Genomic DNA, 20441 nt, shown 5'->3' with positions numbered 1-20441 from the left:
CCCATGCCTGCCATGCTGGCCGCATGGACACGCACACGACCGTCAACCAGCGGCTGTGGGATGAGCTGGCTCCCCTGCACGCGGCGTCGGACTACTACGACGTGGAGTCCTTCGTCCAGGGCGCGGAGACACTCGAGGACACGGAGGTTCGCGAGGTCGGCGACGTCACCGGGAAGCGGCTCGCCCACCTGATGTGCCATTTCGGGATGGACTCGCTGTCTTGGGCGCGGCATGGCGCCTCCGTCACCGGGCTGGACTTCTCCCGCCAGGCGGTCGACATCGCTCGCACCCTCGCCACCCGCACCGGTGTCGAGGCGGAGTTCGTCTGCGCCGATGTCATGGCGGCTGCCGACGTCCTCGACGGCACGTTCGACGTCGTGTTTCTCTCCAAGGGCGTCATGATGTGGATCGAGACCGTCTCGGCTTGGGCGCAGGTCTGCGCTCGGCTCCTCAAGCCTGGCGGCGTCTTCTACCTGCTCGAGTTCCATCCCCTGGCCATGGTGATGTCTCAGACCGAGGACGGCCTCGCCTTGCAGGGCAGCTACTTCCATTCGCCAGACCCGGAGATCGTCGTCAGTGACGGCTCCTACGCCGTCTCCGAGCCCGGCCTGGCACACCAGGAGTCGCGGGAATGGACGCACTCCGTCGGCGAGATCGTCACGGCTCTGGTCGACGCTGGCATCAGGATCGACTTCCTGCACGAGTTCCGCGCGGCCGAGAACGCCTTCACGACCGTGTCGGGGACCAAGGTCCCGACTGGCACAAGTCTCCCGGCCGCCTTCTCCGTCCGTGGAACCCGTACGTAGGCACGGAGTCGCGGGCGGCCGGGCACTTGCCGACGCCCTGGTAGTCCAGGTCCTAGTCGGCGACGAAGTACTGCTCGGGCCTTGTCGGGCCGGGCGTCGGGTAGAGCCAGGCGGCGGGGATCTTCCTCGGCACGTTACGGAAGTTCCTCCGGACAGTTCCGTACGTCCCGTCGACCGAGACCAGGCCGATCACCCAGAACTGCTCGATGGCGATCTGGAGGATCTGGTTGAAGAGCCCCCTTGCCTCGGCCTTGTCGACAGTGGCGCGGAACTGGTCGTAGAGCTTCATCTGCTCGATCGCGGCCGCCGGGGGCTTCTCGCCTTCGGCGCCACCGGAGGTGTACCACGTCGACCACAAGGGCGCGTAGTTCGACTCGCCACTGTAAGGAAAGTACCAACGAGGATCCAGATCCGCGTCGAACAATCCCCCGTCACCAGTCCACACACTCGCGTCGTGCAGGTTGGCCGCCTTGCGATCGTAGAAGAGGGTCCGGTCCTCCGTCTTGACCTGCATCTCGACTCCGACCTCGCGCCAGTACCCCGTCACCAGATCCATCGCCGAGATCTGGTTGGGCTCATTGGTCACGACCTCGAGTGAGAACGCGATTCGCTTGCCATCCCGGGCCAAGGCGGGTCCCGTCGCCGTCACGCCGCGAGTAGCCCGCCCGGTCGAGGTAGCTGTTTGCCTGGTCGACGTCGTAGTCCGTGAACTGCTTCGCGAGTTCCTCGTTGAAGAACTCCGACTCTTTCCGGGGAGCCGCCTGCCATGGCTCGCCCTGCCGCTGGTAGACCGCATTCACGATCTCCTGCCGGTTTATTGCATAGGAAAGACCAATGCGGAAGTCGCGGTTCTGGAACACCTCGCGAAGAGCGGCGTTCTTGGTGTTCAGGTTCAAGGAGATGACTCCCTGGTTCATGCTCCCGGGAACTCCGTCGATGAACTCGTACTCGCCCTTTTCACGCCCGCGGGCCAAAACTGGTTTGTTGTCCAACGTGGCGACACCACCGGTCAGCGCCGGAGCGTTGAAGTCGAGATCGCCACTCGTCGTGCGAAGGAGCACAACCTCGAGATCCATGATCTCGTACGTCACCCGATCGATGTACGGCAGCTGACTACCGTCTGGATCCACCTTCCAGTAGTACGGATTCCGTTCGAACACACCACGACCCGACGAGTCGTCGACCGCCGTCGTGAGAACCCAGGCGTTGAGGCTCGGACGGTCAGGGTTGCTCGTCGTCGTGTTGCGGTCCCAGAAGTAGTCGATCCAGTCCGAGAAGCCCTCGTCTTTTGCGGCCGCCTCGGTGTCGGGGTTGTAGTCGACGTGAAACTTCTCCATGTAATGGCGAGGAGTGATGAGTGAGTTCGCGCTCGGAGTGGCGAGGCGACGGAGGAACAACGCGTTCGGAGCACCGAACACGAAACGCACGGTGTGGTCGTCGATCTTCTCGAGCGTGGCGAGCTTGCCATCGGTCGAGAACATCTCTGGCGGTATCGGGCTGATCTCCTTGTTACCCCAGACATCCTCGAACATGAACGTGAGGTCGTCCGCGGTAAAGGGTTCACCGTCGGACCATTTGACGCCTTGCCGCAGCTTGAAAAGGTAGGCTTGGCCTCCGTTCTCGACTTCCCAGCCTTCGGCAAGGTTGGGGATGAGGTCACTCCAGTCGGGCGCCCAGGACACCAAGGGGTCGTATCCGAGTTCGACGTAGAACTTGTATCCCACTGCCGCCAGACCGTCGAGGTAGCTATGCCATGTCCCGCCGTAACGCCCCACCTCATCGATCGGGTTCACCACGAGCGGGTTCTTCGGCAGCCGGGATGACAACGGTGGCAGGTCGCCCGCCTTCACCAGCTTCTCGAGGCTCGGTGCCTGTTTTCCTTTGGCCGCGCCAGCGTTGCTTCCCGCATCAGAACCGCCAGGATCGGTGGAGAGCAGGTCACAGCCCGCGACCGCCACGCTCGTCAGCGCCAAGCCTCCCGCCAGTCCCAACGCGTCCCTTCTCGACAGCCGACGTGGGAACTCTTGACTGTTCCTGATCACGTGACGTTCCTCCGCTCTACTGTGCGGCTCCTGCGGCGACACCACACGCCACACGCCACCAGCCGGCGTTGCCGGCCTCACCAACGGGTAAGCGCTTACCCTTGGCGCTCACCCTCGTCGTGTCAAGACCTCATCAGTGCCGACGGTCCAGTCGGGCCGAGGTCGGACAGCCGGCGACTCGAGTGTCGACGTCCTGGGAAACGACTGGGATGCGCTGTGCGACGATCTTCGCCGTACGCATGCGGTGCAGCCATACGGGGGAGGACGCATGGAGTACCACCTGCTCGGGCCGGTCGAAGCACGTCACCAGGGGGACGCCCTCCGGATCGGGGGCCCACGACAACGGACGGTGCTGGCGACCCTGGCCCTCAACCTCGGCCAGGTGGTACCCGTCCGCAGCCTCGTCGAGGCGGTGTGGGATGGCGCGCCACCGGCCACCGCCCACCGGCAGATCCTGACGGCCGTGTCTGGGCTGCGCCGCTCGCTGGGCACGGCGATCGAGACCCGGCACGCCGGCTACCTGTTGCACGCCCGCCCCGACGACGTTGACGTTCATCGCTTCGAACGCCTGGTCGCCGAAGCCCGGCGGCTCGACGAAGGTAGCCGGCACGCCGCCGCCGCGCGGCTCCGGGAGGCGCTCGCGCTGTGGCGCGGACCGGCTCTCGGCGGAGTGCGCGGCATGGCTGCCGAAGTCGCCCGGTTGGAGGAACGACGACTTTCGGTGCTGGAACTGTGCCTCGAAGCCGAGCTCGCCACCGGCGCACACGCCGACCGGGTGGCGGAGCTGTTCACGCTGGTGAGGGCGCATCCACTGCGAGAACGGTTCCGGGCGTTGCTGATGAAGGCGCTCCACCAGCTCGGCCGTCAGGCCGAGGCGCTGGAGGTCTACCGGTCCGGGCGTACGCAGCTCGTCGAGGAGTTGGGCATCGAACCCGGCCAGGAGCTGGTCCGGTTGCACGCGATGATCCTCGCCGGCGGCGACGAGCGGATGCCCGTCGCCGCGGAGCCACTGCGCGCGTCCGATCGCGTTACCGAGCAGCAGGTCCCGGGTCCGGCGTGGTACCGCGACCCGCCCGTATCCGTGCCGCCGGCTTTCTTCGGCGTGACCCTCAACAGCACCCGCGGTGAGATGCCCGGCTTCCGGGTGAGCGCGGTCCGTTTGTGGGACTGCGCCTGCCGATGGTCGAACATCCAACCCCGCAAGGACGTCTTCGACTGGCAGAGACTCGACCGGTTCGTGGCGGGCGCGCAGAGTGCCAAGCTGCCGGTGCTCTACACGATGGGCATGCCCGCCGGATGGGCGAGCCCGGACGCACGACGCGCGCCCTACACCAACGACTCGCGCGCCGCACCGCCGCGCGACCTCGCCGACTGGGACGCCTACGTGCACGCCACCGTGACCCGCTATCGCGGCCGGATCGAGGCGTACGAACTCTGGGACTATGCCAACTCGCCGATGAGCTACAACGGCAGCGCCGACACCCTGGCCGAGATGGTCCGGCGCGCGGCACGGATCATCAGGTCGGTCGACCCGGCGGCGTTCATCGTGTCGCCGTCGTTCGGTGACCTGTGGGAACCTTCTGGCCGCGAGCAGCTTCACAGGTATGCGCTGGCGGGTACGTTCGAACCCTGTGATGCCGTGGCGGTCAAGCTCCATCAGCGGGATACCCTCGACCCGCCCGAGCAGATGATCGAGCTGACCGACCTCATCAACCGGACGTTGCACAAGGCCGGCGTCCAGCGCGCTCTCTGGGCAACCGGACCGTCGCACGACATCGTCCACGCTCCACGACCGGACCAGGCCACGGCCGGTGCACACGCCGTTCGACACTTCCTTGCCGGCATCTACGCCCGTTGCGCCCGGATGTACTTCTACAACTGGGGAGGCCGGAAGATTCCCCTCGTCCTGCAGGCCGACGGAGGTCCGCCCACCCAGGCCGCCCGGTTCGTCGAACGACTGCAGCACTGGCTGGACGGTGCGTGCGTACGATCCGGTAGCCACGGCAGCGACGACAACCTCCCGCCGAACGTCTGGCAGATCCGGCTCGTGTCTTCCTCAGCATCCGGACGTGGCCCGACCGACCGGTCGTGGGACGAGGCGATGATCCGGTGGACCGACATCGGCGAGGCGACCATGCCGGTCGAGCCGGGGATGGCAAGGATCGAGCACCTCGACGGCACGGTCGAGGTGCTCGATCCCGCCGGCCCGATGGTCATCACCGAGTTGCCCGCCCTGGTTCACTACCACCCGGGCAGCGAAGTCTCCGCGGGCAGCTGAGCAGGTGCGGGAGCCGGAACCTGGCGATGCTCCCCGTAGAACTCATTCGACACAGAGCAGGCAGTCCTGCGCCCCGGTGGCGGTGAGCTCCGCACCCGGAAGCACGCCGTCGAGGGCGTCGCCGAGTGGCAGTGGTGCTCCTGGTACCCAGCCGCCGTCGATCACGGTGGCACCGGTGGTGAGGGCGCGCGGCTCGGCGACGTCGACATCGAATCCCGCGTCAGGACTGGTGTCATAGAGCAGGTCATCGGGCGGAATGGTTCCCGCGGAGAGCGGCCAGACCACCGCACGGAACCTGGCGTCGGTGGCGTACGCGACGAATCCGTACTCCCCGGCCGTTCCCTTCACCGCGCTCTTGGCGTCCGGTGTGATCACCAGCCACTCGAGCGTGGTGGTCGTGAAGGTGAGCCGCTCGTCGCCGCTGGCCGGCGCGGAGAGCGTGAAGGTCCCGAACGGCTTGGTGGAGTCGGTCGTGAGGTACTTCGCCACCGTAGCGAAGATGGTGTGGTCGTCGACCTTGCCGGCGCCGGTCAGCAGGCCGGCTCTCGGGTCGTAGACAACGACCATGACCTCGGCCGAGTCCGCGCCACCGTCATCGTCGGTCACGGTCATCTCCATCGTGTACATCCCGGCGTGGTCGAAGGTCCTGCCGCGACTGCACGTGTGGTCTTCCGCGGCGAACGTCGACGTGGTCCCGTCGTCCCAGGAGATGGAACAGGTGTGCGTGTCGTTGCTGCCCGGATCGGTGAATGGCGCGTCGAGCTCTATCCGGTCCTCGACGCGGTAGACGGCCCAGTTCTCCGGGGCTTTCAGCCTGAGGGTGGGCGCGACATTGCGTACCGTCAGAACCGCGCTGTCGCTGACCGGCGCGTTCACCCCGTCATCCGCCGTGAGCGTGAGCCGGTACGTGCCGTCGTCGGTGCATCGCACCGTGGTCACGGGATCGCTCTTGTCGGCAAAGCGGCACTTCGCGCCGGCATCCACCCCGTCCATCGGTTCGTACGTCCAGTGGACGGGAGGCTCCCCCAGCTCGTCGACCGCCTCGCCGCGCAACTTGACGTCGGCGCCTTCATGACCGTCCACGTCCGGTCCGGCGTTCACGACCGGCGGCTGATTGTCCGGCCGGTCGACCGGGGGGATGTACCCGTCGTAACCCCCCTCGGAACTCCAGTTGCATTCGTGCTCTTTGGCGCCGCCCCACACCTCCGCCCAGGAGATGTTGGGGCGCCATGACTCGAGGTCCCACGAGTCGCCGATCTGGTCCGGTTCGGCGAAGTACTTCCCCTGCGCGTGGCAGACGAGTTGCTTGTAGATCGACTCCCGTTGGTCGTCGGAGAAATGTTCGGGAAGCGGCGTTCGGGCGTTCAGCTCCGCCGACATGAGTTTGAGCGCAAGCCCTGCGAAGATGTCGGTGTCATTGGTCTCCTGCGTGGGCCACACGCTGGCGGTGATGCCGAGATCGCCGTGGTACTCGTCGTTGTAGACGCTCGTCTTCTCGAAGAAGATCCGGTCGTCCTTGTCGTCGGAGAGCGATCCCAGCCAGTCCTTCTCGCTCCGACCGCTGTACTGGATCTCACCGTCGGAGTCCTTGGCCCAGAGTCGCCAGGACATTTCCGTGATCTTCGAGGTCTGGCGGTCGATCGTGAATCCGTAGTCGTCACCGCACTTGTCCTTCGGAATCTCCCGTACGCCATTCGCGCGTCCCACTCGCCAGGTCACGCCGATGGTGAGTCCGTCGTCGCAGTCGAGGTCCAACAGGATGAACGAGTTGAACCCTGCCCCACCCGTGCGCCCGTGCTCGCCGTCGTTGCCGCTGTAGAACCAACCCTCGCCGAGGACGTCGGACCCGTCGCCGACGTACCCGAAGCTGGTGGACGCGCTAGCTGTCGAGGTGATGTTCGACGCGACGAGAAGGCTGCCGACCATGGCCACAAGCGCGAGCGCACGCACGAGAAGGCGGCGCGGCAGCAGCGGTGCCGGCATGCGCGCGCCGAGAGGGGTCTTGCGTTCCGGCAACCCCCTCGTGCCGGAACGCCTCTCGGCACGCGCCTTTGCCGGCCTGCGGTGGGTCCCGCGTAGCAGACGCCTCATCACTGTCCCCCCTTGGCAGTGCCCTGCCTGTCGCGTCGCCGGGTCGGCCGCATCGCGGGCCGGCGCATATCCGTACGAACCGACCAGCAAGGGTCGCGGAAGCCGGTATCGATCCGGTACTGATCCGGTATCGCGCGCCCGACGAGGAACCACGTGCATGCCTTGACAGGCATATGCGGTCCTCGGCATATTAGGTATCGTGACCGCAGATACCTTCGCCGTGCTCGCAGAGCCGACCCGCCGCCGCATCCTCGACCAGCTCCTGCGATCGGAGCGAAGCGTGAGCTATCTGGTCGACGCGGTGTCGATCAGCCAGCCGACGATGTCGAAGCACCTGAAGGTGCTGCGGGAGGCGGGTTTCGTGTCCTGCCGCACCTCGGCGCAGCAGCGCATCTACCGGATCGAACCCGGACCGTTCGCGGCGTTCGACGAGTGGCTCGAGCCCTACCGCCGGCTGTGGACCCAGCACCTTGACGCCCTCGAACGCCACCTCGACAACCAACCTGACGACCAACCTGACGACCAGGAGGAATGATGGATCGCAGCACCTTCAAGCCGGGACCGCTGTCCGAGGTCCACGCCCGGGCCAGCGCGGACCAGTGGACGCTGGTCTTCGTCCGTACCCTTCGCCACTCGCCCACCAAGGTGTGGGCGGCCCTGACCGAGCCCGCTCAGGTGGCCGAATGGGCGCCGTTCAGCACCGACCGCGATCTGGGCAGTCGCGGCGACGCGATTCTGACGATGATCGACGGCGAGGTTGCCGAGCCGACGTCGGCGACGGTGACGCGCGCCGAGCCACCGACCCTGCTGGAGTACACCTGGGGAACCGACCAACTCCGCTGGGAACTGGCCACCGTCGAAGGCGGAACACGGCTGACCCTCCTGCACACCCTCAAGGACCGCGACTGGATTCCCAAGATCGCCGCCGGCTGGCACATCTGCCTCGACGTCGCCGAACACCTGCTCGCCGGCAACCCGGTCGGACCGATCCGTGGCAACCAAGCACGCGACCACGGATGGGACGAGTTGAACCATGCGTACGCCGGCAAGCTGGGAATCCCCGCCACGGACCTACCCGACAGCGAGCAGTCCTGACCGAGCGGTCCACTGAGCGCTGGCCAGTGAGCGCTGTCCAGTGAGCGCTGTCCGGAACCGGGCGAGGTCTAGCGGCGCGAGAGGACGACCGGGAAGCCCTCGTCGGTCATCGGTTCACCGTCGCCAACGGTGACGAACCGCTTCATCACGTGGTCGCCGCTCGCGTCGTATCTCGTGTCGTCACCCATGACGTGCAGCGCGATCGCCCGGCGAGGCCGGTTGCTCGTGTTGCCGTGGGAACCGTGCCAGGTCAACGAGTGGTGGTAGTGGACCTCGCCCTTGGCGACGGGGCGGAGGACCACTTCCACCCGATGCCCTTCGTAGGTCTCGGGGAGGACGGGTTGGCCCTGCTGCTGGACGGTGTGCAGGAACTCGATCTGGTCACCCCACAGATGCGAGCCGCGCACCATGCTCATGCAGCCGTTCGACTCGTCGACGTCGTCCAGCGCGACCCAGGCGGTGACCTGCGTCATCGGCTGGATGATCGGCCAGAGCGGGGCGTCCTGATGCCAGTGCAGCAGTCCACCCTGCTCCGCCGGCTTGTACTGGATCTGGTCATGCCAGATCCGCAGCTCGTTCGCGCCGGTGAGCTGGCCCAGCTCCTCGGTGATCGTCGGATGCGTCGTCAGGCGGGCGAACGCCTTGCTCGCCTGCCAGATGTTGACGATCTGCCAGATCGGGTGGTCCTCTTCAGCCAGGTTGTTCAGCAGAACCGGCTGCGGCTGATCGGCGCGGTCACGCTCCTCGATCACCCGCAGCATCTCGGTACGCAGCTCGTCGACCTCGGCGTCGTCGAGCACCCTGCCGCCCTTGACGAACCCGTCCGCGTGGAACCGCTTCACCTGCTCATCGGTCAGCATGCTTCTCGCCCCATCCGCCTCATCGGTGAACGTTGACCAGTCTCCGGCGATCCGCGCGCGTCTTGTCAAGAAGTGTTCATCGGACTGACGGACGGCCAGGCTCACGGGCTGGCGGCGGCGAACACGCGCACAGGCCGGGCGGATGCTGATGTGATGCCGGTGGTGGGCCCTGGCAGGCGCAGAGGCCGGGCGGATGCCGGTGGTCCATGGTCAGTCTCCGTCCATGAGGTCTGCCGTAGCGTACATAGCCCGGGTCAGGCCACACGGAACGCGTCGACGTGCTTGACCGCCCACTGCGCGAACGTCGTCGCCGGCCGACCGGTGACCTGCGCGACTGTCGCGACCGCCTGCTGCGGATGCGCGACGAGGGCGGCCTTGCCCTCGAGATACCAGTCGGCGTACTCCCCCATCGCCTTCGACAGTTGCTCGACAGCCTGTTCGCGGGTCAGCTCCACATAAGGGATGTCGCGACCGAGTGCGGCCCCGATGCACCGCACCAGGTCGGCTCGGGTGAGCGACTCCGGGCCGGTCAGTTCGTACGCCCTGCCGACGTGACCGTCCTCGATCAACGCGAGGGCCGCTACGGCGGCGATGTCGTCCATGGCGATGGGTGCGTTTGCCGCATCGGGGTAGGCGTCACGGACCTGCCCGGTCGTACGGATCTGGTCGGCCCAGATCAGGCTGTTCTCCATGAACTCGCCGGCGTCGAGATGGGTCCACGCGATGCCGGACTCCTCGACCGCCACCTCGATCGCGTGCCACCAGTTGCCCTCCGGTCCGGCCAGGTCGACGACGTGCTGGACGCCAGCCTTCCTGGCCAGGGCGAGGACCTCGTGCACGGTCTCCGTGAGCGGTGCGAGGTACATCCGGTCGACGCCCTCGAGGGCGGGTGGGAGGGTCTCGGGCAGGCCGATGTAGCCCTTGACGACGTCGACCTCGTTCGGCAGCGCCGCCTTCTCGGGCTTGTTGGTCAGCGCACGGACGTCCGTCGCCCCGGCCGCCAGCAGGTGGTCGACCACGAGCCGCCCGACGCTTCCGGTCGCTCCTGTCACCAGAATCGTCACTTCCGGCCATCCCCTCTCTTTTCCGTACGTATGACGAGAATGATTTAGTGTACGGCATACGAGAATGTAGGATCGCCCCTGCGACGCGACGCTGGGCTCACCGCAGTCCTGCGTACCCTGGATCGCCGGCGAACCGGCACGAGACGACGAGCAGGCGATGACGATCGAGTACAGCGGCGGCGGGACGGATCCCGACCGACTCCTTGCACTGCTGTGGCGTCGTTCCCGAACCGGCCCGCCCGCGCCCGCGGCGGGGGTCGCGGCCGCCAACGCCGACGCGAGTGGCGAGAGCGGGAAGACCAGGCCAGCACGGGGACGGAAGCCACGGCTCACCCTCGACGCCGTCGTGACCGCCGCGATCGCCCTCGCCGATGCCGAGGGACTGCCGGCGATGTCGATGAACGCCGTGGCGGCATCGCTGGGCGTGGCGGCCATGACGCTCTACACCTACGTTCCGTCCAAGCCCGATCTCATCGACCTGATGGTCGACGAGGCCCTGTCCGAGAGGGCACTGCCCGCGCCCGGAGAGCCGCGACCGCCGGGCTGGCGCGCACAGGTCGAGCTCTATGCCGAACGCACCCGCACGATGTACCAACGACACCCGTGGCTACGCCACATCTCCACCATCAGGCCACCGATCGGTCCGGGGATGTTGGCCGAACGGGAGTACGTGCTGTCCGCCTTCCTCGACACCGGCCTGAGCCCGCAACAGATGGACGCCGCCGCGCTCGCCATCGGCACGTACGTCGAGACCACCTGCGGCCGTACCGCCGAGAGCGCGGAACTCGAACGCCTCACCGGACAGTCCAACGACGACTGGTGGCACGAACGGACGCTGCTGTGGGAGGAGTACTTCGACGGCGAACGCCATCCGACGATGACCCACATCTGGAACAGCGGCGGCTTCGACAAGGGGACGGCCGAATCGATGACGGTGGCGCACGCGTTCGGTTTCCAGCGTCTGCTCGACGGGATTCAGGCGCTCATCGAGGAGAACTGACCTGAAGGCGGTGTACGCCGCCACCGTCCGTTCCGGCGAAGAGCCACCCGCCGTCGGCCGTCATCGCCAGCGACCTGACCGACGTGTTCTGCAGGCCGGCGGAGACGTTGGCCCACGTCCTGCCGCCGTCTTTGCTCCTGAGGACTCCGCGACCGGTCTGCCAGAGGACGTCGTTGGCGAAGGGCTCGCCGTGGTGGACGTCCCCGACCTCGAAGGTGCCGCTGGCCGCGTAGATCGTGTCGGGGTCACGCGGCGACGTGATGAGGTCGTTGACCATGGTGGGCAGCGACCCGAGGTCACCGGTCCGCCAGGTCTTTCCGTTGTCCTCACTGGTGAGAACGCGGTCGCCTCCGGCGATGACCCGGCGCTCGTGGGAGTCGACCAGGACGGTGCGGAACGTTCCGGCGGCGATCCGCGTCGCGGTCTCACCTCCGTCGTCCGATCGCCAGAGCCCGTCGTCTCCGCCGATCCAGATCCGGTCCGGCCGGCGTGGATCACCTGCCAGCGCGTGGATCAGGGCGCCATCGCCTGGTGCGAGGTAGCGCTTCCAGGTGGCGCCGTTGTCCTTCGTACGCAGGAAGTAGACGCCGTCCGGCTGGCGGACCGCCACGTCGACTCGGCGCGGGTCGGCCGGGTGGACCAACAGGGCCGTGGGCGTGCCGCCGTAGACGGTGCCAGGTTTCCAGCTACCTCCGGCGTCGTCGCTGCGTTCCACCGCGAAGCCACCGACGGCGTTCGGCCGGACCTTCCACAGCGTTCGGGGGTCCTGCGGCGACACCGCCACGTGCCGGACCGCGGTCGCGAAGGTGCCCTCGGCGCCGTTCGTTCCCCACTCCAGGGTTTCGGGAACGACGGGACCGGTCGGTGCGGGTGTCCGGTGAGTCTCGCGGATGGTGCCGGCGACGAGCACGTCGCGTCCCTGGTCGTCACGGGGTATCGCCAGGTCATAGACGGTCTGGCCGGGGAATCCGAGTCGGCGGTAGCTGGCGCCGCCGTCATCGGTGACGTACACACCCGCGCCAGAAATCGAGACCACCACATCGGCATCGGCATCGGGCTCGGCTTCGGAATCGCCGTTGCCCGACCACGGCGCGGATCCGACCTCCGCGGCGACTCCGCCGGGCACGGGGTTCTCCCACTCCGTCCAGCTGGTGCCGTGGTCCCGCCCGACGAAGAGCCGGCTGTAGCTCGCGACGTACACGACACCATCGGCGACCCACACACCGTGCACGCGCCGCGTCGGCGGCATGAAGGCCGACCGCCACGACTGCCCGCCGTCGGTGGAGACGAGAACGCCGGTGTCGAATCCCGCGGCCACCAGAACCGTGCCGTCGGTGGCGAAGCTGCTGATCCAGCGCGGCCCGGACGCCGGCGTGAGGATGCGGTCGGCAGGTTGTGGCGTGCCGGTGATGTCGCGCACCAGCCACAGGCCGTCGTTCGTGGCGACGTACAGGTCGGCTCCGGACAGGGTCACCGATCTCACCCCCGGTGCCGGGGCGGGATAGGTCGCCCAGTGTGCGCCCTGGTCGTGGCTCACGTGGACGGCCTCTGACGAGTGGGCGACCAGAACTCGTCCGGTGTCGTCGATGGCAAGACCCACGTGACGGTGTCCGCCGTCGGGCCAGCCCATCTGGGTCCAGGAGCGGCCGCCGTCGTCGGTGCGGAGCAGTTTGCCGTTGTAGACCGGGAAGTCGGCGTCCCCCGGCGATACGGTGAGCCACATTCGCTTCCCGTCGGTCGGGTCGACGACGGGACGGCTCACCGTGGAAACGAGGGCCGGAAACCGTCCGCGTTGGGTCCAGGTCCGTCCCCGGTCCGGCGAAACCCAGATCGAGCGGTTGCCGAGGGCGACCAGCTGGTCAGGTGCCGCCGGCGAGAAGGCCAACGGACCGGCATCGCCGTGCGGACCGACCGGCTCGAACTCGGTTCCACCGGCGTCGCGGTCGAGGACCTCGAACGCCGACGAGCCGGCGAGGGTGACGCCCCCGTGGTCAGGCGTCGTGACCGCGCTGACGTCGACGTCGTACGTGCCCGGACGTGGACCTGTCACGGCTGCCCGCCACGTACGCGCGTGGTAGGGCACCATCCCCACCTGGGTGGAGTCACCCCCGGGGTGGTGGACGGTGACGGTCGGCGGTTCGCTCAGGTCCACCGGCGTGTACGCGAAGACCTCGCTGGGACCCTCACTCGGATCCGGTGCGACGAAGACGTGCAGGGGCGCGACCGCGAGCAGGTACGGAACACGTGAGTCCGACGAGCGGCCCGGCGCGTCGACCTCGATCCAGCCGCCGAGATCGGTGTCGGCGGCTCGCCTCTCTCCCGAGACCGTGACGGTGACGGCTGCCGATCCACCCGCTGGCAGCGTCACCCGGTTCGGTGCGACGCGTACCGACCCCGCGTCGCTTCCCGCCGGCACGCCGCGCAGTTCGAGCTGAACGGCGTTCGCCGACGTGTTCGTCACGGTGACCTGACCGGTGGACGTGACGCGGGTCCGTGACAGGTCCGCGAGGCCGAGGGAGAGGGTTGCCGGCGAGGCGAGAACCGACGACGTGGCCGCGGCCGGAAGGTCGAGAAGTCCGGCACCCTGCTCGGTCGGCGTACGGCCGGCAAACAGTCGTGCACTTCCGACGAGCATCGAACGGATCTGCAGACCATGCCGGTCTGGATGCAGCTGCCGGAGCAGAGCGGCGCCGGCGGCGACATGAGGAGCGGCCATGCTGGTGCCACTCAACCGCGCGACGCCAGGTTCCCAGAGCGAGGTGGGATACGCCGACCGGATCTGAACACCGGGTGCAACCAGATCGGGTTTGAGGTGGTAGCGATCGTTCGGCCCGCGCGAGCTGAACGACGCCAAGGTGTCGGTGCGGTCGAGGCCCACGATTCGCACGCGGACGGTTCCCTGCGCCAACAGGGCACGCAGCTGCGCGTACTCCGTACTGTCCGCGCTCAGGGCCACCAGCCGGTCGAGCCTGCCATCGTCGCCGGAACCCACGGACAACCGCGGGAGAAGTTCGCCGTCGGTGCCTCCTGCGAGCGGCCCGGGCGTCTGGTCGCCACCGGCACCGGGGTGGAAGACCACACCCACCGCGCCCGCCGACTCGGCCAGCTTCGCGGTCTCGAACGGATCAGGCCCGGGATCCTGAGGTGGCCGCAGGTGAATGAGGGCCAGCTTGTCCCGCAGCTTCTCGGGCACGAGATCGGCAGGTTCGCCGGACCCGAGGTCCACCACGCCGGCGGTGACCGGCTTGGCCGGAGCGTTGGCGGAGAACGCCAGTGCCCACGCCTGCAGGGTTTCTCGTTCGGGCGTGGTGAGTTCGAGGGCGGGTGTGCGGACCCCCGTCGCCGACGCGCCAACCGCGATGACGTTCGCGGCGGCGGCGGGGCTGCCGATTGTTCGCGGACCCGGCCCGTTGTTGCCGGCCGAGGCCACCACCACGACGCCAGCGTCGGTGGCGCGGTTGCTGGCCTGGCTCAGCGGATCGGTGCCGTCACCGGGTCCGCCCACGCTGAGGTTGACGACGTCCGCGCGGTGTGGACTGGCGGGATCGACGGCCGCTTCGAGCCCGGCGAGAACCTGTGACATCGCACCGGAGCCGGCGGCGTTGAGGACGCGGTAGGCAGTGAGGTGTGCGTCGGGAGCCACGCCGACGAGGGCGGGAACCTCGCCGCCGCCGCCGCCACCGCCGCCGCCGCCACTGCCGCTGCCGGCGATGGTGGCGGCCACATGCGTACCGTGACCGTTCTGGTCCATCGGGTCCGCGTCGTTCGCGACGAGATCGTGCCCGCCGATCACCTTGTGTCCGGGACCGAAGCCGCCGCCGAGGGCCGGATGGGTGTAGTCGATCCCGGTGTCGATGACCGCGACCGTCACACCCTTCCCGGTGACGCGGGCACCGGTGGGATCCGTACGCCGCCACAGTTCAGGAGCGCCCACGTGCGGAACGCTGACGTCGAGCGCCGCCCTCATCGTGGCGTCGTCGTGGACCACGCGGACACCCGGAAGGTCACGAAGCCGCTCCACCTGGCCGGCCGGCACGCGTGCGGCGACGCCGTTGAACAGCAGGGAGAACTCCCGGTCCTCGGTCACGTCAATGCCCGCGGACCGGGCCGCCTGGTCCAGCTTCTGGTGCTGATCCGCGAGCTCGCCACGCCGGCCCTCGAGCTGGCGCAGGGCCGCGTTCGAAAGAGTCCGCGACTGGTGGTGTTCTGCGTTCAGGATCGTCATCGCCGGTGCACCGGCCAGCTCGATGATGACCCGCCGCTGCTCCTCGGGTGCCTGCGGGCGGGTGATGGTCAGCCCTCCTCCGGCCGACGCGTCGGTGGCCGACAGCAACGGAGCGAGCAGGATGGCGGCGACGGCGAGCAGCAGGCCGCCGCGGACCTGTACAGCGGGCGTGGACACGCGGGCACCCATACGATCTCCAAGCTTGCTTGCCTGGTCTCCTGATTGGCCCCGGCCGCGGATCGAAGGCTCGGGTCGCCGGGACAGGTCAGTCGTACAACCCCGCGATCGCCCTGGTCCAGAACCTCGACTGGCGCCATGCCGCCAGTTCGCGGTTCCGCCAGCGCCACGGGCCGGCTGATCGCGGAGCGCGGTCGGTCGGGTAGTCCTGGGTCGCGAGGAGACCGGGACCCCGTGAGCCCGCCGCCGGCGCGGCGGCGGGATCATCCGTTCATGAAGACCGCTGAGAGGTACGCAGAGTTCGCCGCGCGCGAGGCACACGGCGTGTCGCCCGTCTACGAGCGCCTGTCGCTCGCCGTCTCCCGTGACGACGAGACGCTGGCCCTGCTCGACACGCTCCCGCCGGTCAAGCGGCAGCCGAACCTGCTGTTCGGCGTCGTACGGTTCCTCGGAGGTCCGGTCGAGGACCCACCCGCGTTCCACGACTACACGGTGGCGAACTGGCCGGCGATCGAGGTGGAAATGCGCACCCGCGCCACGCAGACCAACGAGGCCGGGCGGTGCGCCGTCCTGCTGCCGGTGCTCGCCGCCCTGCCACAGCCGCTCGCGCTGCTGGAGGTCGGAGCATCGGCGGGGCTGTGCCTCTACCCCGACCGGTACGCCTACCGCTACGGCGACCAGACGGTCGGCTCAGGCGAACCGGTCCTGGAGTGCGCGGCGACCGGACTGGTGCCGCCGACCCGCTCCCCCTCGGTCGTGTGGCGTGCCGGCCTGGACCTGAACCCGCTCGACGTGACCGACCCCGCGGATGTCGCCTGGCTCGACGCCCTCATCTGGCCCGAGCACGCGCACCGCCGCGCCCGGCTGCGGGCCGCGGCGGCCGTCGCCGCGGCCGACCCGCCGCTGCTCGTGCGCGGCGACCTGGTCGACGACCTGCCGGCGATGGCCGCTCGCGCGCCGGCCCGCGCGACGCTGGTGGTGTTCCACTCCTCGGTGCTGTACCAGGTGCCGGAGCCGCGAAGGGACGCGTTCGCCGAGACGGTACGCGGGCTGCCCGGGCACTGGATCGCGAACGAAGCCCCGGACGTCCTGACCTACGACGCACTACCGAAGCCGCCGGGAGTCGCGCTGCAGAACGTGCTCGCACTGGACGGGACGCCACTGGCCTGGACCAGGTCCCACGGGCAGGCGATCAGCTGGTTCCGGTAGTTCCTGGACCATCTTCTCGACCGCACGTCTCGCCTCAGGATCTCGTGCCCGACGGCGGGCACAGGGCAACGGAGCGGGGAGTCCTATCGGATGGCCTGCACCGCGGCGGCCACGACGTTCGTGAGCTCCGGCACGGTCAGGCACAGCCCCGCCATGGTGACCACGAGCAGGACCGGGAACACGATCCACGCTTCGTACCACGCGCCGGTGATGAGCGGACCGTCGTCGTAGTCGTCCCCGGGCTGACGTCCGTTGATCCACGACAGCGGACGCGGAACCGACGCGCGGGTCACGGCGTCCCCGACGATATGCGCCACGACCCCGAGGCCGAAGGCGAGCGGGAGCCACCACGGGTAGGTCGCATAGGTCACCACCGCCCATCCCGCCCCCGCCGAGACGAGCAGGTTCGCCGGCCAGAACTTCTCGTTGTCACCCGGAATCACGAACGCCAACGCCCGCAGGGCCGCACCGACCACCGCCGCGACCGCGACACCGGTCGAGATCGGATGCAGTGAGGCTGCGTACGCCAGTGCCGCGAACAGCGCCGGCGCCACCAGCCAGTCATGCGTACCCCCACGGTGGCCGCGGAACACGACGTGCACCAACCGATGAACGACGCGCGACAGCGGGCCCCACATGATCGTCACCGAGGACGAGCGGTGGTCCCAGTCAGGAATCAGTGCCGCGCCCGCGCAGGCGGCCACCCATGCAAACTGGTCCACCATGCCATCGACGGGTACGACGGTGAGCAGGAGTGCGCCCGCGGCGAGCCCTGTCGCCGCATGCGTACGCCACATCATGGGTCAGTCCGCTCGTGATCATGCACGCGGACATCATCAACGAGGGCGCCGACATTTCCTCACCGGACACGCCGAATGCTCGGGGCGACGGACCTCCACCGGACAGCGCGTGGCACGGATCACATTGGGCGTTATGAACCATTCGGTCCTGGTTCGCGTGTCCCCGATGCATCAGCGCCTGGATCAGGCTTGAGCGCGCCACAGGATATGCGGGGGCCCACACATCTGCGTGATGCGTGAGTCCGCTGTCGCGCCGACGACCTGTTTCTCAGGCATCCGACATGCGTACCGCATCAGCAACAACGGTGTGGCCGCGTGTCTCATCAGGGGATTCTCGTGAATTTCGCTGGTTCGACCAGCTGAAGAGGAGACGACAGTGGAGTTGAGAAAACAACGGCTCACGGCCAAGGCACTCGTCCTGGCATCGTTGTGTGCCGGGACGGTCATGGTGAACACAGGCGTGGCGGTAGCCGCAGATGACACCTTCGCGGTGGTCACGGCATTCGATGGGTGCACTACGACACCCAATGCAGCGTGGAAGGGCTTCGCACAGTTCCAGGACTACGGGCCTGGCGCACCGGGCGGCGGCGACAACGACGACTACGTCATTGTCGGTGACAGTTGCGCGGACGGTCGCGGTGTCAAGGCGTGGGCCTGGGTCGATGGCGACTACAAAGGTGCTAAGTACGTCGGCACAGGTGTCGACACCTCCGCCGTCTGGGACCCGCTGGGCAACGTCCCAGGTGGCCACTCCGTCGGTCTGAAGGTGTGCTCGGTCGACGGCAACAACGACTCGACTGCACTTTGGTGTGACTCCCATACCGTCACGATCGACGGATAGCGTCAGAGACCCGCTGACGAGCTGGAAGGTCGTCGGCACCCGATGCTGACGTGAGCTGGTCGGCGGACCACTGTGGACCGCCGACCAGCTGTTCACACTGGCAACACGACCTTGCCAACTCCTCTGGTCGATCCTCAGGATCCTTGTAGCCGCACGCCGTTCGGACGTTTCGTACCACGACGAAGGAGCCCTGTGGGATGACCGACGTGGCCTTCGACGCCGACTTCACCGTCGCGCTCTGGCTGGTGGTGCCGGCTGACCGACCCGGATCCGCCGGCGGGCTGGCGACCACGTTCGACCCCACGTCCCGGACCGGATTCAACCTCGGCGTCATATCCAGTGCCGGCGGTTACAACGGACCCGGTGACGAACTGCGCGTCTCTTTCGGTATAGACGCAGGAACCGACCCGCGGTGGATCGACTGCGGACGGCCATCCCCCTCCTCGAACCTGATCAGCAATTCGCTCACCGTCTTCGACGGACATCTGCACGCGGCGTCCACCGACGCACCGGCCGTTGCTGACTGGGCGCACGTGTACCGCCACCATGGTGGGAAGGAATGGGAGGACCTCGGCCAGGTCGGCAAGGGTGCGGCGCATGGCGTCGGACCGCTCATCGTCCACCGCGGAAGCCTCTACGCCGCGACGTGGAACTATGACTGGACCCGCGTGGACACCGAAGACCTCACGCCCTGCCGCGTCTACCGATACGAAGGACCAGGACGGTGGGAGGACTGCGGCCAGCCGGGTGCCTCCCGACGGCTCTACAGCCTCGCGTCCTACCGTGGCGACCTCTACGTCGCCGGTGACGACTGCTCCGTCCACGTCTATCGCGGCGACCGGACCTGGGAAAAGGTGCGTTCGTTCGCCTCCCATGCTCATCCCATGACGGTCCACGATGGCTCACTCGTCCTCGCGACGCTCAATCCGGCCACGGTCTGGACGTACGACGGCACCACCTGGACCGACCTGGGCAATCCACTGGGTGATGAGGAGCACTGCAACCAGATTCACACGCTGGACGAATTCGACGGAGCACTCCACCTCGGCTCATGGCCGCTCGGCAAGGTCGTCCGATGGGGCCCAAGAAGCACGAGGTGGAAAGACCTTGGCCGGCTGGGTGACAGCACCGAGGTGCAGGCACTCGCGTCGTACAACGGCATGCTCTACGCCGGCGCGATCCCCCGTAGCGAGGTCTTCCGGTACGACGGCGACCACAACTGGACCAGCGTCCGCCGTTTCTACGACCGGCCGCGTTGGGAACCGCTCCAGGTCTGCGAAGTCGACGACACTCCACGCGGCGAGCGGGGCCTGCGGGAGTGGAGTCGGGTCACGAGCCTTACCCAGCACGCGGGAATGCTCTTCGCGTCAACGGGAAGTTGCACGGGCGCGGCGGCCGACGCTCCCGCAGACGTCCGCGGCACCGTCCACGCCATGAGTGCCGGCGTCACCGCCACGACAGCGCACTCTCTCGAGCCCGGCCGGCACCACCTCGCCGCCGTCCGCCGCGGCGGAACGGTGTCGGTCTACGTCGATGGGAAGGAGGCCGCGACCGCCCAGGGTGAAGTGACGGGATCCCTCGCGACAGCCACTGGTCTCCGGGTCGGCCCGGACGTTCCCGGGGCGTTCCGCGGTGAGGTCCGCGACTTCGGCGCCTACGACCACGCCCTCGACTGCGGAGCGATCGAGGAACTCGCCGCGCAACGCCCCGACTGATTGCGCATGCGTGTGCGGCGCCTACGACTCGCCGCTGACAAGACAGATCGCCTTCGTCGCGGTGGAACCGTGGCAAGTACGGCATGCCCGAACGACCCGCGCCGTGTCTCGAAGCCAGGTCAACCAGGCCTCGAGACACGGAAACGGCATCAACGCCTTGCCCAGCGACCACAGCCCCAGCCAACCAGGCGAGTAACCCTGCCAACCAGGCGAGTAACCCTGCCAACCAGGCAAGCCC

The 20441-nt window shown here is 68.0% G+C and carries 15 protein-coding genes; 8 read left to right on the top strand and 7 right to left on the bottom strand.

What is annotated here, in order from left to right; all coding sequences use genetic code 11:
- Positions 1-23 precede the first annotated feature (23 nt).
- Complete coding sequence (locus ABNF93_RS24735) at positions 24-806, top strand: class I SAM-dependent methyltransferase (RefSeq protein WP_349330560.1); 783 nt, start codon at positions 24-26, stop codon at positions 804-806.
- 52 nt (positions 807-858) lie between these two features.
- Here ABNF93_RS24735 and ABNF93_RS24730 read toward each other — a convergent pair whose 3' ends face one another.
- Both ABNF93_RS24730 and ABNF93_RS24725 read right to left on the bottom strand, forming a co-directional pair.
- Positions 859-1392, bottom strand: coding sequence for a periplasmic substrate-binding domain-containing protein (locus tag ABNF93_RS24730; RefSeq protein ID WP_349330559.1), 534 nt, complete (start codon positions 1390-1392; stop codon positions 859-861).
- Positions 1382-2848 (bottom strand): ABC transporter substrate-binding protein, encoded by a 1467-nt coding sequence (locus ABNF93_RS24725; protein ID WP_349330558.1) that lies wholly within the window; start codon positions 2846-2848, stop codon positions 1382-1384. The genes ABNF93_RS24730 and ABNF93_RS24725 overlap by 11 nt, the downstream gene beginning before the upstream one ends.
- 268 nt (positions 2849-3116) lie before the next feature.
- Here ABNF93_RS24725 and ABNF93_RS24720 point away from each other — a divergent pair, with 268 nt between their 5' ends.
- Positions 3117-5126 carry a BTAD domain-containing putative transcriptional regulator gene (locus ABNF93_RS24720; RefSeq protein ID WP_349330557.1) on the top strand — a complete coding sequence of 670 codons (2010 nt, stop codon included), beginning with the start codon at positions 3117-3119 and terminating at the stop codon, positions 5124-5126.
- 42 nt (positions 5127-5168) lie between these two features.
- Here ABNF93_RS24720 and ABNF93_RS24715 read toward each other — a convergent pair whose 3' ends face one another.
- Positions 5169-7217, bottom strand: coding sequence for a DUF2599 domain-containing protein (locus ABNF93_RS24715; RefSeq protein ID WP_349330556.1), 2049 nt, complete (start codon positions 7215-7217; stop codon positions 5169-5171).
- Between the two features lie 199 nt (positions 7218-7416).
- Between ABNF93_RS24715 and ABNF93_RS24710 the strand changes: the two genes are divergently transcribed.
- Together ABNF93_RS24710 and ABNF93_RS24705 are read left to right on the top strand one after the other, a co-directional pair.
- Entirely contained in the window at positions 7417-7752 is a 336-nt protein-coding gene (locus ABNF93_RS24710) for an ArsR/SmtB family transcription factor (protein ID WP_349330555.1), read from the top strand.
- Entirely contained in the window at positions 7752-8312 is a 561-nt protein-coding gene (locus ABNF93_RS24705; protein WP_349330554.1) for an SRPBCC family protein, read from the top strand. Before ABNF93_RS24710 ends, ABNF93_RS24705 begins: the two co-directional genes overlap by 1 nt.
- Positions 8313-8380: 68 nt before the next feature.
- On the opposite strand, the gene ABNF93_RS24700 is transcribed toward ABNF93_RS24705, so the two are convergent.
- Both ABNF93_RS24700 and ABNF93_RS24695 read right to left on the bottom strand, forming a co-directional pair.
- Entirely contained in the window at positions 8381-9172 is a 792-nt protein-coding gene (locus ABNF93_RS24700; protein ID WP_349330553.1) for a phytanoyl-CoA dioxygenase family protein, read from the bottom strand.
- A 254-nt stretch (positions 9173-9426) separates the two neighbouring features.
- Positions 9427-10236, bottom strand: coding sequence for an NAD(P)H-binding protein (locus tag ABNF93_RS24695; RefSeq protein ID WP_349330552.1), 810 nt, complete (start codon positions 10234-10236; stop codon positions 9427-9429).
- A 157-nt stretch (positions 10237-10393) separates the two neighbouring features.
- Here ABNF93_RS24695 and ABNF93_RS24690 point away from each other — a divergent pair, with 157 nt between their 5' ends.
- Positions 10394-11236 (top strand): TetR/AcrR family transcriptional regulator, encoded by an 843-nt coding sequence (locus ABNF93_RS24690; RefSeq protein ID WP_349330551.1) that lies wholly within the window; start codon positions 10394-10396, stop codon positions 11234-11236.
- Here the strand turns inward: ABNF93_RS24690 and ABNF93_RS24685 are convergent.
- Positions 11220-15638, bottom strand: coding sequence for a S8 family serine peptidase (locus ABNF93_RS24685; protein WP_349330550.1), 4419 nt, complete (start codon positions 15636-15638; stop codon positions 11220-11222). The two genes, ABNF93_RS24690 and ABNF93_RS24685, sit on opposite strands and share 17 nt — an antisense overlap.
- A gap of 273 nt (positions 15639-15911) precedes the next feature.
- Here ABNF93_RS24685 and ABNF93_RS24680 point away from each other — a divergent pair, with 273 nt between their 5' ends.
- Positions 15912-16847 carry a DUF2332 domain-containing protein gene (locus ABNF93_RS24680; protein ID WP_349330549.1) on the top strand — a complete coding sequence of 312 codons (936 nt, stop codon included), beginning with the start codon at positions 15912-15914 and terminating at the stop codon, positions 16845-16847.
- A gap of 83 nt (positions 16848-16930) precedes the next feature.
- Here ABNF93_RS24680 and ABNF93_RS24675 read toward each other — a convergent pair whose 3' ends face one another.
- Positions 16931-17647 carry a metal-dependent hydrolase gene (locus tag ABNF93_RS24675; protein WP_349330548.1) on the bottom strand — a complete coding sequence of 239 codons (717 nt, stop codon included), beginning with the start codon at positions 17645-17647 and terminating at the stop codon, positions 16931-16933.
- 376 nt (positions 17648-18023) lie between these two features.
- Between ABNF93_RS24675 and ABNF93_RS24670 the strand changes: the two genes are divergently transcribed.
- A complete protein-coding gene (locus ABNF93_RS24670; RefSeq protein ID WP_349330547.1) occupies positions 18024-18488 on the top strand; it encodes a hypothetical protein in 465 nt (154 codons plus the stop codon).
- 197 nt (positions 18489-18685) lie between these two features.
- On the top strand, positions 18686-20203 hold the full coding sequence (locus tag ABNF93_RS24665) for a LamG-like jellyroll fold domain-containing protein (RefSeq protein WP_349330546.1): 1518 nt from the start codon (positions 18686-18688) through the stop codon (positions 20201-20203).
- Positions 20204-20441: the final 238 nt, after the last annotated feature.

The sequence above is a fragment of the Actinopolymorpha sp. B9G3 genome, assembly GCF_040120725.1.
Classification (GTDB): Bacteria; Actinomycetota; Actinomycetes; order Propionibacteriales; family Actinopolymorphaceae; genus Thermasporomyces.
The sequence above is the reverse complement of the archived record's forward strand: the minus strand, read 5'-3'. Positions and strand labels throughout refer to the sequence as shown.